The organism is Isachenkonia alkalipeptolytica, assembly GCF_009910325.1.
In the GTDB taxonomy this organism is placed as follows: Bacteria; Bacillota; Clostridia; order Peptostreptococcales; family T1SED10-28; genus Isachenkonia; species Isachenkonia alkalipeptolytica.
In genome coordinates, this window is record NZ_SUMG01000010.1 from 1 (window position 1) to 14,685 (window position 14,685).

At 38.9% G+C, this 14,685-nt stretch carries 19 protein-coding genes; 2 read left to right on the forward strand and 17 right to left on the reverse strand.

The genetic code is table 11. The features are described 5' to 3' along the window. Window positions 1-102 precede the first annotated feature (102 nt). The 16 genes from ISALK_RS14925 to ISALK_RS09100 all read right to left on the reverse strand — a co-directional run bounded on the left by ISALK_RS14925 (window position 103) and on the right by ISALK_RS09100 (window position 12,614). Window positions 103-435 (reverse strand): hypothetical protein, encoded by a 333-nt coding sequence (locus tag ISALK_RS14925; protein WP_201756878.1) that lies wholly within the window; start codon window positions 433-435, stop codon window positions 103-105. Window positions 436-700: 265 nt separating this feature from the next. After that, window positions 701-1,648 (reverse strand): nucleotidyl transferase AbiEii/AbiGii toxin family protein, encoded by a 948-nt coding sequence (locus ISALK_RS09030; RefSeq protein WP_160721443.1) that lies wholly within the window; start codon window positions 1,646-1,648, stop codon window positions 701-703. Then, window positions 1,635-2,402, reverse strand: coding sequence for a type IV toxin-antitoxin system AbiEi family antitoxin domain-containing protein (locus ISALK_RS09035; protein ID WP_371723792.1), 768 nt, complete (start codon window positions 2,400-2,402; stop codon window positions 1,635-1,637). Before ISALK_RS09035 ends, ISALK_RS09030 begins: the two co-directional genes overlap by 14 nt. A gap of 427 nt (window positions 2,403-2,829) precedes the next feature. Further along, entirely contained in the window at window positions 2,830-2,991 is a 162-nt protein-coding gene (locus ISALK_RS09040) for a hypothetical protein (RefSeq protein WP_160721447.1), read from the reverse strand. Then, window positions 2,966-3,103 carry a hypothetical protein gene (locus tag ISALK_RS09045; RefSeq protein WP_160721449.1) on the reverse strand — a complete coding sequence of 46 codons (138 nt, stop codon included), beginning with the start codon at window positions 3,101-3,103 and terminating at the stop codon, window positions 2,966-2,968. Before ISALK_RS09045 ends, ISALK_RS09040 begins: the two co-directional genes overlap by 26 nt. A 17-nt stretch (window positions 3,104-3,120) precedes the next feature. Next, complete coding sequence (locus ISALK_RS09050) at window positions 3,121-3,405, reverse strand: hypothetical protein (RefSeq protein ID WP_160721451.1); 285 nt, start codon at window positions 3,403-3,405, stop codon at window positions 3,121-3,123. A gap of 71 nt (window positions 3,406-3,476) precedes the next feature. Beyond that, a complete protein-coding gene (locus ISALK_RS09055) occupies window positions 3,477-4,112 on the reverse strand; it encodes a hypothetical protein (protein WP_160721453.1) in 636 nt (211 codons plus the stop codon). Window positions 4,113-4,299: 187 nt separating this feature from the next. Further along, complete coding sequence (locus ISALK_RS09060; protein ID WP_160721455.1) at window positions 4,300-7,401, reverse strand: DEAD/DEAH box helicase; 3,102 nt, start codon at window positions 7,399-7,401, stop codon at window positions 4,300-4,302. Between the two features lie 44 nt (window positions 7,402-7,445). Next, window positions 7,446-7,844, reverse strand: a complete 399-nt coding sequence (locus ISALK_RS09065) for a (deoxy)nucleoside triphosphate pyrophosphohydrolase (protein ID WP_160721457.1) — start codon at window positions 7,842-7,844, stop codon at window positions 7,446-7,448. Window positions 7,845-8,125: 281 nt separating this feature from the next. Next, a complete protein-coding gene (locus ISALK_RS09070; protein WP_160721459.1) occupies window positions 8,126-9,586 on the reverse strand; it encodes a carbon-nitrogen hydrolase family protein in 1,461 nt (486 codons plus the stop codon). Window positions 9,587-9,996: 410 nt separating this feature from the next. Next, a complete protein-coding gene (locus ISALK_RS09075) occupies window positions 9,997-10,386 on the reverse strand; it encodes a hypothetical protein (RefSeq protein ID WP_160721461.1) in 390 nt (129 codons plus the stop codon). A 46-nt stretch (window positions 10,387-10,432) separates the two neighbouring features. After that, window positions 10,433-10,639: a DUF2922 domain-containing protein gene (locus ISALK_RS09080; protein WP_160721463.1), complete on the reverse strand. Its 207-nt coding sequence runs from the start codon at window positions 10,637-10,639 to the stop codon at window positions 10,433-10,435. Between the two features lie 99 nt (window positions 10,640-10,738). After that, window positions 10,739-10,936, reverse strand: coding sequence for a DUF1659 domain-containing protein (locus ISALK_RS09085; protein WP_160721465.1), 198 nt, complete (start codon window positions 10,934-10,936; stop codon window positions 10,739-10,741). A gap of 126 nt (window positions 10,937-11,062) precedes the next feature. Next, window positions 11,063-11,500: a hypothetical protein gene (locus ISALK_RS09090; protein ID WP_160721467.1), complete on the reverse strand. Its 438-nt coding sequence runs from the start codon at window positions 11,498-11,500 to the stop codon at window positions 11,063-11,065. Between the two features lie 98 nt (window positions 11,501-11,598). Then, on the reverse strand, window positions 11,599-12,342 hold the full coding sequence (locus tag ISALK_RS09095) for an N-acetylmuramoyl-L-alanine amidase (protein ID WP_160721630.1): 744 nt from the start codon (window positions 12,340-12,342) through the stop codon (window positions 11,599-11,601). A 113-nt stretch (window positions 12,343-12,455) separates the two neighbouring features. Continuing rightward, entirely contained in the window at window positions 12,456-12,614 is a 159-nt protein-coding gene (locus ISALK_RS09100; RefSeq protein WP_160721469.1) for a hypothetical protein, read from the reverse strand. Between the two features lie 629 nt (window positions 12,615-13,243). On the opposite strand from ISALK_RS09100, the gene ISALK_RS09105 reads away from it, so the two are divergent. Beyond that, window positions 13,244-13,792 (forward strand): replication initiator protein A, encoded by a 549-nt coding sequence (locus ISALK_RS09105; RefSeq protein ID WP_160721471.1) that lies wholly within the window; start codon window positions 13,244-13,246, stop codon window positions 13,790-13,792. 73 nt (window positions 13,793-13,865) lie between these two features. Here the strand turns inward: ISALK_RS09105 and ISALK_RS09110 are convergent, their stop codons facing one another. Further along, window positions 13,866-14,150: a helix-turn-helix domain-containing protein gene (locus ISALK_RS09110; RefSeq protein ID WP_236660337.1), complete on the reverse strand. Its 285-nt coding sequence runs from the start codon at window positions 14,148-14,150 to the stop codon at window positions 13,866-13,868. A 149-nt stretch (window positions 14,151-14,299) separates the two neighbouring features. Between ISALK_RS09110 and ISALK_RS09115 the strand changes: the two genes are divergently transcribed. Continuing rightward, window positions 14,300-14,530: an ATP-binding protein gene (locus ISALK_RS09115; protein WP_371723796.1), complete on the forward strand. Its 231-nt coding sequence runs from the start codon at window positions 14,300-14,302 to the stop codon at window positions 14,528-14,530. Window positions 14,531-14,685: the final 155 nt, after the last annotated feature.

Sequence of the window (14,685 nt, forward strand, 5' to 3'; positions counted from 1 at the left end):
GCGTATGACATTGGCATAACTTCTACATAAAACCGTGGGGCACACGGGGTTAGCTCGCTTATGCTGTAGCCGGTAGGCTACTCGAACGAGAAGCCCCCACTTCTATAAGTGGTGGGAGTATGTCACCACCCTGTCGAATAAATGATTGTGCTGACTGATCAGCGCTCCCAGGGCGTGGGTGCAAAAATCATCGCAATCCCCCCAGTCCCGGACGCTCCTTAATTCTGCACCAAAAACTGTATCTTCAAAAATGAGTTTGATTTTTTCAGCTTTCCCTTCCTCCACATCTTGCATTCCATTAGCTTCTTTAAATTCCTTCCAAAATGACATCGGAATATCAATGCCGTACTTAAAAACCGAGTCATCCACCTTCTTGACACCAATTAGCCCCTCTTTTCCCTCAGGTTTCCTCCAGCTTGCGGCTTTTTTTGCCATCATTTTACCTCCTTGAAAAAAATGACTTGTTATTATTACTATATTCGATTTTTATTCTATTTTTTCCTTCTCATTATCAGAATCTATTAAGACAAAATTTTGTTTATTAGCAACTGGATATTCCGCTCATAATTGGATCACCTGTCCGGTCATTCTGTACCGCTATATTATAAGATCATTCTGCTTAAAGAAATAACCCACTCAGATTTTCTCTAACCTCGGTAACGTTCCGTAGCTAGAAAATATCTAGGTGGGTTGCATAATTTTATCTAGTTTTCCATAATGCCATTGGATGGTTCTTTATACGGTCCAGAATTTTTTTATCTTCAAATAGAAGCTCTGGAATGTATTCTCCACTTTCAAAACTATCCAAGAACTCTTTCTCTTCCTTTGTAAGAACCATCAATTCAGAAGTGTACTCTTTGACAAGCTTCTTAGCGGATTCCAACTCAAAATCATCTTTCCTTTTAATCACTGGAAGGAGATCCGTTTTAATCTTTCTTTGGGTAATGGAATCGATGGCTTTAGTGTCAAAGGTCTTATTAATATCTTTAGCAGATACGGCAGCATAGAATATAACGCACTTTTTTAACATTTCTCCTTCTGACTCATCGAAGAGTCCAAAATGGATCATGTTTCTAGCATCATATAAATCTCTAGCTGCGGCTCTGCTTAGCAGTGCATTAATTTTGCTTCCGTATATCTCAATCGGAGCTAAGCACTTGACCTTGTATTCACTGGAGAAATGCTCAGTGATAATTGGCCTTTCCTCGGCTTCAAGTACATGAGATCTTAAAGAGTAATTGATTTCAATTTTAATGTTATCTTTGTTCCCACTAGCTCCCATGTAGTCATAAACCCAGGAATCAAGGGTATGGGGATTCTTTGTCCTTGGGTTTTTAGAATATCCTTGGGAAACCATATAACGATCAATGGTAGTGTTAATGACTTCTCGACTTTCAATCATCTGTTGTCTACTGTTGGGGATTAAATAATCCAAGTCTATATCTACAGAAAGACGTGGCAAGTTGAAAATTGTTAGATTAATAGCCGTCCCACCCTTTAATGCGAGACTATCTTTAAGAACCGGATTTGTATTGAGATACTCCAAAACATCTGCAAGTCTTGTAACTTTTTCTAATGTATCCCTCACAAATCCTAGTTCTTCAGCTTTTTTCCCTAAATATATAATGTCGTAATTAGACAAGTACATCGCCACCTTGATCGGTTATTTCAAATAGCTCTTCCGGCACCATCAGTTCCCATTCACTGTTATAGCTGCTTTCCCCTTTCAACTCACTAACCAGGTATCTTCGGCTTTTTCCTATTTTATCTTTGCAGTATTCTATAAACTCCTTTGATAACTGCATCTCTTTTCGGTAATGATCGAGGAGATATCCTACCCGTTGATAAAGTCCCTGGGTATCATATATATCAAGATATCGCTTCAGTTTCTTTTCATCCAAGTGATGGATGCCTTCCAGGCAGTTCAGCAGTTCTTCAAACCCACCTATTTTGTTAAAATCCCTTATGCTGTCAACAACTGTCCGTTCCAGATCAGTTATTTTAACCCCGGTGGTGTTCTTTACTTCAACAACACCCTCGCTCATCCTAGATGCAACATATTTATAAGTGGTATGACCATACTCGAAGTGATTGAACTTCGTTTCAGATGAAACATACACTTCATAAAAAACTTGGTTTGCCAGTCCATAATATTCAAAGGCACTATGGTGAGAAATATAAGCAGTATCAGTTATAGCACAGGCGATTTGGTATCGAGTAGCTACCACCTGCCCTGTTGTTGGATTGACCACAGAGTAGATATTTTTTCGTATCTTTTTGACTAGACCTTTTTTCATTAAACGGTCCACCTGAGAATAAGCCGTTTTCTCATTTCCAGTCAGTTTTTTTACATCTTCTATGGTGAAAACAGGGTGTTTAGCCAGTTCAGTATAGACATTCACTTTTCTCACCTCTCTTTTTATTTTTGTCACGTTTTTCTTTGTATTCAATGAATAACGTTCCATTATTAAAACATTATGCCCGTTTCAAAAGTCAATATTCATCTTTTTTTAATTTTAGCACGTTATTCTCTATTTGTAAAGAATATCATTCCATTATTAAAAACAATCCTATTCGAGACCTAACATTCGGAACCATTTCCATTTTCGCTCCGTTTGTTTGAGATATAAAAAACCACCAAGTAGCTTGATCATAGTAATCAGACAACTCAGTGAGCTTTTTAATTTTGTCATGATTTTCTTTATTTTTGAAAAATAACGTTCCATTATTAAAAAATCATCATGTACCACCAATAAGCTTATATAATCAATCTGAACTTATCTTTTTATTCCAACCCAGTGTTGCCTTCATTCTTCCATTTTTCACTACCTATTGCCCCAACATCATATACCCTTCAAATAAAAATCGTATTTTATCAATCACCTTTTCCCCATGGTAATGGCCACAATACCACTTTTCAAAGGTCAGCTTCTCAAAAATCTCATCTAACCATATCTCTGTGCTGTTATCCACCGTACTCTGATCGATCATGAATACTCCCACCACTTATTATCATCATATCATCTTTTGTGGTCTGCTGCTCTTCCAAGAAACGTTTTATTCTTTCAAACCTGCCATGGGTATCACCTGTTAGATAAATCAATGGCATCCCTCCTTTGACTAAAGCAAATCCACATTACCATTATAAATTTCTACAAGATACGCATACTCTTTTTCAATTTTCTCCCTGAACTCCTCTTCCGGTAACACATCATAAAGACTGGCCCCTTCTTCTACTAAACATCGGTAAATAAAATCCGCAATTTCACGATCTTCCTTTACGAGCTTATTATATCGAAACCCTACTTCATGGGAAAAGTCCATTCCATAGCTGTAGGAGTCACTTTTTCCCTCTAAGTAATCTTTTGTCATATGCATTAAGAACTCAATGTTTGACTGCTTCATCTTTCTATCCCTCTTTCATGATTTAATCCAAACAGCACTTCTTGTGCTTTTTCCTCAACAACAAATCAAATTCACCATGAACATTCCTCCGGATCCCGATGCTCCACGGCCATTTCATCTACCCAATCTTCCTCGATGTACACCATCTTGTTCCGCACTTCCACCTTCCGTTTAGGACCGGCTTTATACAGCTTACAATTAAGTGGACCATAACAGAATGTCTCAAACCGATATTTCTTCTTACCTCTAGGATTCCAGTTATCAATAATAATCTCAACAGGCATCCTAGCTCCCCACATACAGCTGATACACTTAGTGTCATAAGTCCTAGCTGCAAGTCTTCGGTGTCCTCTTTGTCTGTAAACTTCCAGAGCAGGCGGGACCAGTTCCCATGGCGATGATGTGCTACCAGTGGTCCCTTTTGAGAGGAGTTTAAGTTTGGAGACTTTATGAAATTCAGCCGGCTCCATATCTGGATCCGGTACAGGAACGCAGGCCTCCGATATAACATCATTTACTTTAAACTCATGTTTCGCTTGAGCGGCTTTTTCGATGCCTATGGAGAAGGTAGACTTAGTGTTGACCAGCTCGCCTTTTAAAGTGATCGCATATCCCAGGTATGTATGGGAGGCTTCATCGAAGGACCTGGTTAGGCGAATGCGAGGTTGGATTGATATTATAGTACCTTTGAAGGTTGATTTATTCATGATGGTTCCGGCCTCCTTTGTTAGGATCGCTATTAAAAACTCATCGGTCGCTATAGAATATCCGCATCTATTCTCCACCCTACGTCCGATAAGATAACCGCCCTTATGTTATTTTACAATGAAAACTAACCCACATCTCAGGGTAATATCCCCTCTATCTCTCGTCTATATGACCTTACGTCAAGTTTTAACCCTCTTTCGAAGTAATATACTCATACATTTCATGGGGTACCGGGCTTTTCAGCTTGAGCATCATCTTCACAACGGATACGGATTTCCCATTATCAGTATCCATTTTTTGTTCTTCAAACTGCTCTACTAAAGGCTCTGTATCTCCCATATAGTAAAATTCAAACCCTTCATCATTGTGTTTCTTTACAAATAAAGGTAGTCTCATCTCATGCTCTTTATAATTTCCAATTGTCCTAACGTCTTTACTATCTAACTTTCGCCGGGACTTCGACATCCACTGAAAAAGATCCGGTGTGATGAATCGATCTTCGTATTTTGTGGTGCTGCTGATGTCTTCTTCTTTGTGATAATTTACAAAAATCGCGCAGTCTTTATGATCTTTACTGATCATATATCCCCCAACATTTTGCGCTAGAGGATTTTCATCCCATCCTAGAATTCGAAATACATCTTTCCTCGCGTATTTACGGTAAAGCACGAACCCGTCAATATCTTTAGAAGGGTTATAATCCTTTTGGAAACTATAGATCCCATAAGATAATTGATCGAGAAAACATTCTTTGAAGACCGGATGTTGTAAGTGGTTTATAAATTCATTGCTGAAGGCTAGCACACCCTCAACTTCGTATCTCTTTTGATCTAAAATTTGAATGTTATATTTTTCGTTGATTGGTATTAGTTTTCCCTCAAAGCGCTCCTTCATAAACTGCAGATTAATGTTAATTACTGCGGATGTTAGTTTTTTCTCCGTTAAATTATTAAGGTAATCACAAGCCAAGGAACTTTCCATCAATTCTTTTTTACTAATTTCATTTGTGCTTATTTCATCGATACGAACTTCTTGATTTCCCTGAACATCAACATAGGCTTGACTGCTTTTTTCTACGTTTATTCCCAGCAGTGCCTCAAGGACGAAAAGTTCTTCGTAGCGCTTTCCGTTTGCCACATGTAAACTGAAAAATTCCAACACTTTTTTGGCTTTTTCATCTAACTGATCTTGGTAAGTTTCCTCTCGTAAACTCAGATAATTATAATAAGAGTTGGAATATCGAACATAGAGCATGGGATCCCGGGAACCATGTGCTACAAAATCCATCATCATGGGGACTTTCCCTAGTTTGAATTTTAATAGATCATAATCTCTATCCAAATCTTTTTTCAACTGCATATTTGCAGTATCAATGGCTTTGAAAATTTCTTCCTTAGCAATTCGATCAAAATTAATCGAAGATGCACCGGGGATTTCCGTGCTTCCTGTAGCTACTAATTTTCGAAGCCGATCTTTGCTATAACTTCCGTCGCCATAAAGGGCTACGGGGATTAAGTAATTGTTTTGATAGTTTCCGATAAAATCAATCACGGTCAGGTATTCCTTCCCTTGTGTTTTCCGTAACCCCCGCCCTAGTTGCTGAACAAACACGATTGCAGATTGAGTCGGTCGAAGCATTATTATTTGATTAACTTTTGGAATATCGATTCCTTCATTAAAGATATCCACAGTGAAAATATAGTCCAGTTTATCGGTCTCTTCTTCCATTTCCAAACGCTCTATGGCAGCTTCTCGGCCTTCTTCCGAGTCTTTACCGGTGAGAGCTATGGTGTTAAATCCACGTTTATTAAATTTTCGAGATAGTTCTTCAGCCACATTGGTCAGATTGCAAAATACCAGCCCATGAATCTTTCCGTTGTCGGTACCGTAGAACTTCGATTTATCAATAATTTGCTTCACACGTTCCCCTGAAGTCAGTTTATCAAAGGATACTTCCTTGGAATCTCCTTCCACATCAACACTTACATCCGTTACCCCATAATAATGAAAAGGGCAAAGCATGTTCTCATCCAACGCCCGATGAAGTCGTACTTCAAAGGCAATATTATGATCAAAATCCTTAAACACGTTGTATCCATCGGTCCGTTCAGGGGTTGCGGTCATCCCTAACAAAAATTTCGGTTTGAAATAGGATAAAATCTTTTGATAGGTAGCGGCGCCTGCATGATGAGATTCATCAATTACGATATAGTCAAAGGTCGATGGATCAAAGATTTTTAGGTTATACTCTTTCGAAAGGGTTTGTACCGTCGAGAACACAAAATCCTTATCCGTGTCTTTATGTCCACCGGAGAATAGGCCCATGGATTTCAAACTTCCAAAGACCTCTTTATAACTATTCATCGCTGCTCTTGCGATGTTCCCTCTATGTACTACAAATAATAATCGTTCAGGATTAAAATTTTGCGCATCAAATACGGATAAATAAGTTTTCCCAGTGCCTGTGGCAGAAATAATCATCGCTTTATCCTGTTTGGGCTTACCATCAAATCCTCGGCGAATTTTTGTTAGGTTTTCCATTGCCTCATACTGCATGGGATTGGGTTTTAGCGTGCTTATAAAATCCGTGGTATAACCGTTATTTGTTTGATATCCAGAATCTGCAGTATAATCGAGCTGGTCTTCCGCAGCAGGCAACCGATGTTCTGCAACCTGTTCTTTAGGTGCGATCTGTAATGGTCCTTGATGAATATAAATCTTTTCATAGGCTTTTATGTAACGATCATCGACTTTTTTTGATTGATGATATTCCTGATAGAATATTTCTAAGGAGTCCTCAATCAGTTTGGAATGCTCCATACCCACTACATATAGGTTCCACTCTTTATTGGTGGTCAGGGCAGGTGCCGTTAAGTTGCTACTACCGACGATCATGGAATAGTGGGTGGGATATTTAAAGAAATATCCCTTGGCATGAAAGTCCCCATTGGTCACAATTCGTAGATCAATATTATCAAACTGTAATAAGGATTTAAGGGCTTCCGGTTCCGTAAAGTTTAAATACTGAGAAACTAATACTTCTCCCCGCACCCCTTTTTGCTGCAGTTCTTCTAAGGTATTGATTAATACCGCCACGCCGCTCTTCGACAAAAAAGCCACGGAAAATACAAAGGATTCACAGTGGCGGAGTTCATAGAGTAAGGTCGATAGAATTTTCTTCTTTTCCTTTTTATCATTTACAATCAGCTTCGGTTGGTAATAACTAAAGGAGCCAAGATTCTTATCCATAAATCCGGTTTTTAGGGACTTGAGTAGTTCTGATTCCATAATTTAGTCTCCTCTACGTAAGTTTGTAAAATCTCTAGAAGCTCTTATAATACTTTCTCGGTCAAACTTTTTACGATGGGAACATCAGCCATTGCCCAGTCTACACTGTATAAATCATCAGGCGAAAGCCACTGATAGTTTTGATGTTCGTAAAGCTTAATTTCCCCGCCCCGGCGTTTGCATAGATAGGTATGCATGATAATTTTAAAATCCGGATACGTATGGTTTACGGTGATCAACTTTTGATTTACTTCTATTTCCATCCCTAACTCTTCTTTGATCTCCCTAACGAGAGCTACTTCCTCAGTCTCTCCTTTTTCTACTTTTCCTCCGGGAAACTCATATTTGTTGGAAATATAGTTGTATTTATGTTGGCCCCTTTGGGTTGCAAGCACCTTTTGATCTTCCATTATTACTGCTGCCACAACTTCTACCGTTTTCATGATATTGCCTCCTGTATTGTTTTACATTATTATATCATATTGGTGACTAGAGCTAAAAATCTTCATGGGCTTCGGTTAAAATATACTGAAACCCACTAAGTGACTATCAATCCTTCTCGCCAGGTGATGGTTTTGTCTTCGATAGTAGTTTTGACGACTTGAGCACTTCGCTTTGTTTTCCAGCCTAAAAACACCCCACCAAATAACCACGGTTAAGCTGGACTTTCGTAACCTCATTATGAGTTGGGAATTCAAGTGGCAAACAAAACGTCCCCTTGGCTTTATGATTCAGAAAGCACTTTTTCTATTTCTTTTTTATCAAAATTAGGCGGTGTTGGTTTAAAACTTTGATCATCCTTCTGAAGTTCATATTCTTTATATTGAAATTCTCTTAATTGTTTAATATTAATTTCACCCACTACGACCTGATCATTAATTCCACCCTTCAGCTTAACAATATCTTTTTCATAAGTTCTGGATGGTCTAGTAATTCTCGAATCTCCAAAGTCCGAACTATTTGACTGGATAAAGTAACAGTGGACATCTCGGGCTACAGATTCTACGATATTTGAAAAATATGGTATATCACGGTTATATTCTGAGGCTGTCAAAAAATCAACTTTACTTCTAAAATATGATCGGTGTTGAATATCAGCTAATTCAAAGCAATTAAAACAGCTAAACCTAACACCTTTCCACTTAAATAAATCGTAGGACATCTCAACGTTATAGGGTATTTTGTATCTGTATCCTTTCAATTGCCGCACTTCATCTGGAGAATAGTGATTTTTAAGCCTAATTTTCAAATATGAGTAGTTGTAGCCACCAATCTTATAAGGTACTACTGTTGCTAGGAAGTTCATGGCTACATTATTTCTGTTAATCATATGCTCCAATCCAAAGATAATAGTCTTTTGTTGCTTTCTAGCAAATATTGTTAGAATTCCAATCCAAGCAAAAGGCACAGATACTTCTGGGAAAACAACCACATCACTCTTTGTTAACTCTATATAATTTATTAATTTAATCAATTTATTAAAGCGATCACGAGACAGGTTTGGTGTTTTTAAATAACTTTGAGAAATATTTTTATTATCTACTTTTATGCTGGTTACGCCGATTCTTAAACTCTCTCTTTCAGCAATTGCAGGTATAGTAATTTCATTTACTCTCATATTTAAATATTTTGGAATATCAAGGTCTTCATCAAAAGACGGTTCCGACTTCTTGCTTAGATTTAAACCGTTAATACCAGCATCTGAATAAAAATCTTTAGCATTTTTGACATAACTACCAAAATACCCAGATTCATACCTATATGCTTCTATAAAAAAATTATAATGCTGGACCTCATGATAATGTATGAATCTTGGCGCATACTTAAATCTATTTAGATCTAACTTCAGTTCGCATTTTTTACTATTCTTACAAATATGCGATTGGGAATTATTAATATGATCTTTTGAACATCTTAAATTTAATGTAACTAGATTTTTGATCTTGTCAATACCATATGAATAATTTATTAAAGGGGTGATTAAATAGTTATCTTTTATGAGGTTAGCTCTTCTAAGCTTTTCACATTCACCTTCAGTGTTTTCATTTATTTTATATCCATCATTTGCTCGATTATCCTTTTCTATTAAGGTAAGTATGTTAAGGTTTAATGAGCAAGCTTGAACTATAGATAAATCACAATGCTTCTCTAAATATTGCTTTACTTCTTTCTCATTCTCTTTCATCTCGTTCTCGTTGTTTAAAGAAACGGACTCAATGTTCTTTAATATTCTATTTCGATATGAGGTTTTTCTATTTCATAAGTTTGAGGCACAATAAAAAAACTTGAATTTGCTAAAAAAGCACGCAGCATTACAATAGAGAATCACTTCCGTGGTATTGTTTTTTACACTTTTTTCATAAGTGCTATTATAGTTCCTTCACTCATGAAAACTGGAAAATTGATGGTCCCCCTCTCCAAAAACAGCTTCCAAATTCTTTCTTTATATAAGTATTCTATATAGGTGGAAGATTTTCCTTCTTGTTCCAGTAAGTTTTTCATTTTGCCCAACATTCACCCGCCTTATGGAGCCTTATTTTGGCAAATCCTTTGGTATAAGTCCCTAAAGAAACCAAAACATCAAAAAACGGACCCCTAATTAGAGTCCGTTTTATTCTTATTCTTTTTTCCTTCCCCTTCTGCCTTTTCCTTTAACCTGATCTCGGAAGGTTTCATCTCTCCATTTTCATAACGTTTTAAGGCTTTAAGAAGCCATTCCTTAGAGTACTGATCTCCGAGATAGCCCAGGAGTCCTGAAAGGGATACTACAATCCCATCGTGCAGGGATCCTAAGCTCATCAGGCCAAAGGCGGCCAGGTAGGCTAGGAAAGCCGAGGCCGCGATGTTGATGACGACACTTACTTCCAAGAGGCTCGATTCTTTTCTTACCCCTTCTCCAATCATGGCTCCGATAACCGCCATAATCAGTAGTTCTAAATTCAGAGGACATTCCTCCTTTGTTGAGGGTTCAAAAAGGACGGACAAGAAATGTCCGCCCTTTATCTACCCTGTTTTCGGGTAATCCCTTACCCTATTCCGCGGGTAATTCAATATCCTCGTAGGTGGTTCGAACCAGCCGGGCGGAGTGGGCCTGGGCAAAATCAAAGACGTTCTGGTCGATGATGGTTTCCATGGCACTTTTCACTTCATTTCCCGTCAAGTCTTCCCGTGCATCGTTCATGGAAAGACGGGTTCGGCTTCCTTCCGAGTTGATAAAGTTCATTTCAAGTCTAGGCATTCATTTTCCTCCTTTCTCTTATATTTTCCCCTGTCAATCTCTCTTTCCGATAACCCTTTTGCAGTACTCACTTTACTCAGTACTGTTTACACCCACTCCTTACAGTACCACTTCTTCAATCCGGGTTACCTGCTTCAGCGGGGTGGCGATCAAGCTGCCCAGTGCACCAGCCACGATGTTAATGTTTTCATCCTGGGCTTCAAACTTTAGGTTGCTGATGGTTCGTGATCGGAGAATCTCATTCCCGTCGGGGTCCATCCCGGCAACCACTTGCAGTCGCATTCTTTTTCGGTCCATATTTTTCACCTCCTTTCATAGGGTGTTGAGATTTACTAAGATAAACCTCCTTTCTTTGGCTTATGATTTATGTTTTAGTTCTTAAGCCCGCTTTTGTTGATCTCGCTGTTGCCTTTAGTTCAGATCTTAAAACTCAAAAGACTTACTCACCTCCTCTCCTTCCCCTAAGATATCCTCCTCTCCCTCTGTTAGCACGGTAATTGTGGCAAGCTCCTGATCTTCCTCTTCTTGAGCGCCTTCAACATCCCGGCCATTCTCCTCTTCGATTAGAAGGTCTAAGGGATTCTCCGGCAAGTCCGACAGCCTTTTTTCCTCAGGAATCACCCCCTCCACGGGATTCGCTTTTTTAATACGGTCCATCTCCTCGGCCATATCCCGCTGCACCGGCGTTATGGTCACAAGCACCTCCTCGTTGGGACGAAACTTACGAATCGCCAGCAGATTCTCATCGTTTAGGGCAATCTCTCCCAGGGTAATTCCGATCATTTGCTTCCAGTGCTTTCGCTGAATTTTGTTGGTGACATCCATTCGTTTAATCTTGGCAACCAGTTGGGATTTCGGCATAACATTCTCCTTTTTCTTTTATTTTTTCCATGTACTCCTCCCTTTTCTTACTCCCGCACTCCGGCTTACATCTTGCAAATTCTGATTTTCCTTTGGCCTTATCGGGGTGGCACCAGATACGTAGGGTATCCGTCGTTTTCCAAGGCTTCAATCATTCGTAGGGCATTTTCTTTTTCTCGAAAGGCTCCGACCTGCACCCGGTACAGCTTCTCCGGGGTCTCTTCCCTGCTATCTTCTTTCATTGCTTTTTCCCTCCCTTCTTCCTCCTGGATCCCGTAGTAGTCCTTGATTGCTTCACATTGAACCTCCGCAAGATCTCGAAGATTTTGATCCTCCAGTAAAATTTTCTCCTCCTCCACATGATCATGAAACAGACTTTCGATCAAGAGAATCGATGGGATATGGTACAGCACTCCGTAGTATAAAATCCCATAGTAGTCATCCCGTTTTGTGGTCAACCGGTTTTTTGCCCCCCGGTTGTGGGTACGAAAGTGTGTGGCAATGGCTCGGGACATTTTCCCGGCAAAAGACATATCCTTTGGCCGCTTAACGGAGTAATAAACCTCTGTCCCCTTGGCCGTACCGTTAAAGGCATTGGTGTGTTCGCTGATGAAAAGATCTGCTTTAAAATCCCTGGCAATCTCCGCCCGCTGCTTTCTGGATAAGGTTTGGTCTTTCTCCCGGGTAAGCTTTACTTCAAAATGCCCGGTCTTTTCCAACTCCTCTTTTAAGTACTTTGAAATTTTCAGTACGCCGTCGGCTTCAATGTAGCCGGTCGGTCCCCGATTCCATCGATCTTCTCCCCCATGGCCGGGGTCAATTACTACGCGTATTTTTCTCATATTTTCCTCCTCTTTAAAGTTTTTTCCTTTTTCCTTCCCAATTTCCCTTCCTGTCAAACTCTCAAACCCCTATCTCTCTTTTTTCTATCGCCCTCCTTTCTGTCCTTCTTTTCTTAGATCACCTCCTCATCAATCTCATAGTTTGGCCTTTTATGATGCCGGGCATAGTAACCGATAATCTCCGCTTCTTTTTTTCGATTCTCCATTTCCTTACGTTTTTTTCGGTCCCGAAGGTATCTTCTTAAGAATTCCTCCTTGGATAAAACCTCCATCTTTCACCTCCCTTCTTGAACTCTTGTTCGATTTACGTATATTATACCCGAAATAAAATAAATGTCTATACCCATTGCAAATAAAAGAACTAAACAACACTAGATAACACTAAATAACACTAAACAACACTCGATATAACTCAAAAACCTCAAAATTTCTATTTGAAAACCTCATTCAATCTTATGCACAATTTATCCACATGAATATCAGGGGTTATCCACATCTTATCCACAAATAGGATGAAACGTCCCCTTCTAAGGCGTAAAAACATCTCTTAAGAAGCGACTTATCTTCTCCTCTGAAAATACAAAACTTCGCCTCAGTAGCTCCTAAAAATCCCCCCTAATTATACTGATCTTAATAAAACTGACTTCAGTGAGATTTATTGATCCATACTGAATTAATTGACGTCTTGATTGAGAAGACAACGGCGATCTACCACCGTCCATAAAAAATAACAAGAGTGAACAAAAATGAAGAAGTGTTGATTAGTGTTGTTTAGTGTTGATTGGTGTTGATTAGTGTTATCCAGTGCTTTTTGCAGCAAAAGGGATAGGCAATCTTCCAAGAATTGATTATAATAAACCCCATAACCGGTTCGAGATTATTTTTAAAGGGGGAAATGTAAATGAAGAACACAAAGGTAGATCCAAAACGCTTTTACAAAAGGGGGCATCAGGTGGATTTTCGTTTTCTCAAAACACCGAGGAATTTTTATTATAACCGGAAGTATCATAAGCTTTCCTTAGGGGCAAGATCTTTATACGTTATTTTGTCCGATCGCATGAGCTTGAGTTTAAAGAATGAAATGATCGATGAAGAAGGGTATACTTTTGTACTTTTCAAGACCAAGCCTGCCCAAGATGATACCCGAAGACCGGAAGAAAAGCCTGAAGAAGACTTCAGTCTTTCAGAGCTGTTGAATGTGAATCCTAAGAGCATAAAAAAATATAAAGAAGAACTCATCCGTCATGAGTTACTCGTTGAAAAACGCAGGGGACTGGGAAAAGTCAATCGTTTGTATGTATTAATACCGGAGGAAGCACCAATCAGCCGGAAACCGATACAACTGAGTCTTGAAAGAGATGCCTATAAAAAGAACTTCCCCGCACTGTGTGGAGAAGTCCCTTTGGAAGGAAATATTTCTCCCCTTTATCAAATGTCCTCCAGGGGATAAAAAAAGCCGGAGACCTGCATCCTTTTGATTTAAGGATAGGGTCTCCGGCCCATCATTTATACTGCTTATTATACTACGCTTTTGGTTCGAAATCTCCTGATTCATGTTCCAGGATATAGCTTTTCAGTGCACTTTCACTTACCCGGTACTGTCTATCAATTCGTACGGATTTAAGCTTTCCTGAACGAAGAATTTGGTATACTTTGCTTCTTCCCAGTAACAGTCTTTTTTTCACATCCTCCGATGTAAGCATTTCCCCAAAATCCATTTCCTTTGTTTGATCTTTGGCAGAAGTTGTAGGTTTTATGTAGTTCACCTCCTTTTGATTATGGTCTGTAACGGAATTGATTTTTTTCATGGCCATTCCCCCTGTTTTAATACCTATAAAGGTTTTTAGCTCACATGAATTGAACATGTGTTCTTTGTATATAGAATACATGTTCCCAAGATAATTGTCAATATATTTCCACAGTTTCGGAGAAAAAATTTAAGCCTTATAAAACCACCGTGGTCGTGATGGATGAGGTTAGATACCTTCCAATCACCCGGGAAGAAGCTAATTTATTTTTTCAACTGCTCTCGACATTGCATGAACAGTCGTCATTGATCATCACCTCAAATAAAGGACTGGAAGATTGGACGGAACTCTTAGGAGATCCGGCTCTTACCACCGCAGTTTTAGACATACTTACTCATCGATGCGAGCTCTTTTATTTTACAGGAGAAGTTATCGTTTAGCACATCGTGAATCTTTATTTTAGACAAAAGAATCAGGCTCTAAACGTCAATGAATTTGTTTACCATTCGATATTGAATTAGTTTACCAGTTGATCATCAAAAGGTTTACCACTTAATATCTATATAAAGGGAAAACCGAATAAGGCTTTCCCTAA

What these genes read in the sequence shown, in the direction of transcription:
- ISALK_RS09055 (WP_160721453.1), bottom strand. Translation starts at nt 4,112, where the DNA reads ATGAATAAATCAACCTTCAAAGGTACTATAATATCAATCCAACCTCGC.
- ISALK_RS09105 (WP_160721471.1), top strand. Translation starts at nt 13,244, where the DNA reads ATGAAGAACACAAAGGTAGATCCAAAACGCTTTTACAAAAGGGGGCAT.
- ISALK_RS09060 (WP_160721455.1), bottom strand. Translation starts at nt 7,401, where the DNA reads ATGGAATCAGAACTACTCAAGTCCCTAAAAACCGGATTTATGGATAAG.
- ISALK_RS09030 (WP_160721443.1), bottom strand. Translation starts at nt 1,648, where the DNA reads ATGTACTTGTCTAATTACGACATTATATATTTAGGGAAAAAAGCTGAA.
- ISALK_RS09040 (WP_160721447.1), bottom strand. Translation starts at nt 2,991, where the DNA reads ATGATCGATCAGAGTACGGTGGATAACAGCACAGAGATATGGTTAGAT.
- ISALK_RS09090 (WP_160721467.1), bottom strand. Translation starts at nt 11,500, where the DNA reads ATGCCGAAATCCCAACTGGTTGCCAAGATTAAACGAATGGATGTCACC.
- ISALK_RS09080 (WP_160721463.1), bottom strand. Translation starts at nt 10,639, where the DNA reads ATGCCTAGACTTGAAATGAACTTTATCAACTCGGAAGGAAGCCGAACC.
- ISALK_RS14925 (WP_201756878.1), bottom strand. Translation starts at nt 435, where the DNA reads ATGGCAAAAAAAGCCGCAAGCTGGAGGAAACCTGAGGGAAAAGAGGGG.
- ISALK_RS09095 (WP_160721630.1), bottom strand. Translation starts at nt 12,342, where the DNA reads ATGAGAAAAATACGCGTAGTAATTGACCCCGGCCATGGGGGAGAAGAT.
- ISALK_RS09070 (WP_160721459.1), bottom strand. Translation starts at nt 9,586, where the DNA reads ATGAAAGAGAATGAGAAAGAAGTAAAGCAATATTTAGAGAAGCATTGT.
- ISALK_RS09110 (WP_236660337.1), bottom strand. Translation starts at nt 14,150, where the DNA reads ATGAAAAAAATCAATTCCGTTACAGACCATAATCAAAAGGAGGTGAAC.
- ISALK_RS09085 (WP_160721465.1), bottom strand. Translation starts at nt 10,936, where the DNA reads ATGGACCGAAAAAGAATGCGACTGCAAGTGGTTGCCGGGATGGACCCC.
- ISALK_RS09100 (WP_160721469.1), bottom strand. Translation starts at nt 12,614, where the DNA reads ATGGAGGTTTTATCCAAGGAGGAATTCTTAAGAAGATACCTTCGGGAC.
- ISALK_RS09050 (WP_160721451.1), bottom strand. Translation starts at nt 3,405, where the DNA reads ATGAAGCAGTCAAACATTGAGTTCTTAATGCATATGACAAAAGATTAC.
- ISALK_RS09065 (WP_160721457.1), bottom strand. Translation starts at nt 7,844, where the DNA reads ATGAAAACGGTAGAAGTTGTGGCAGCAGTAATAATGGAAGATCAAAAG.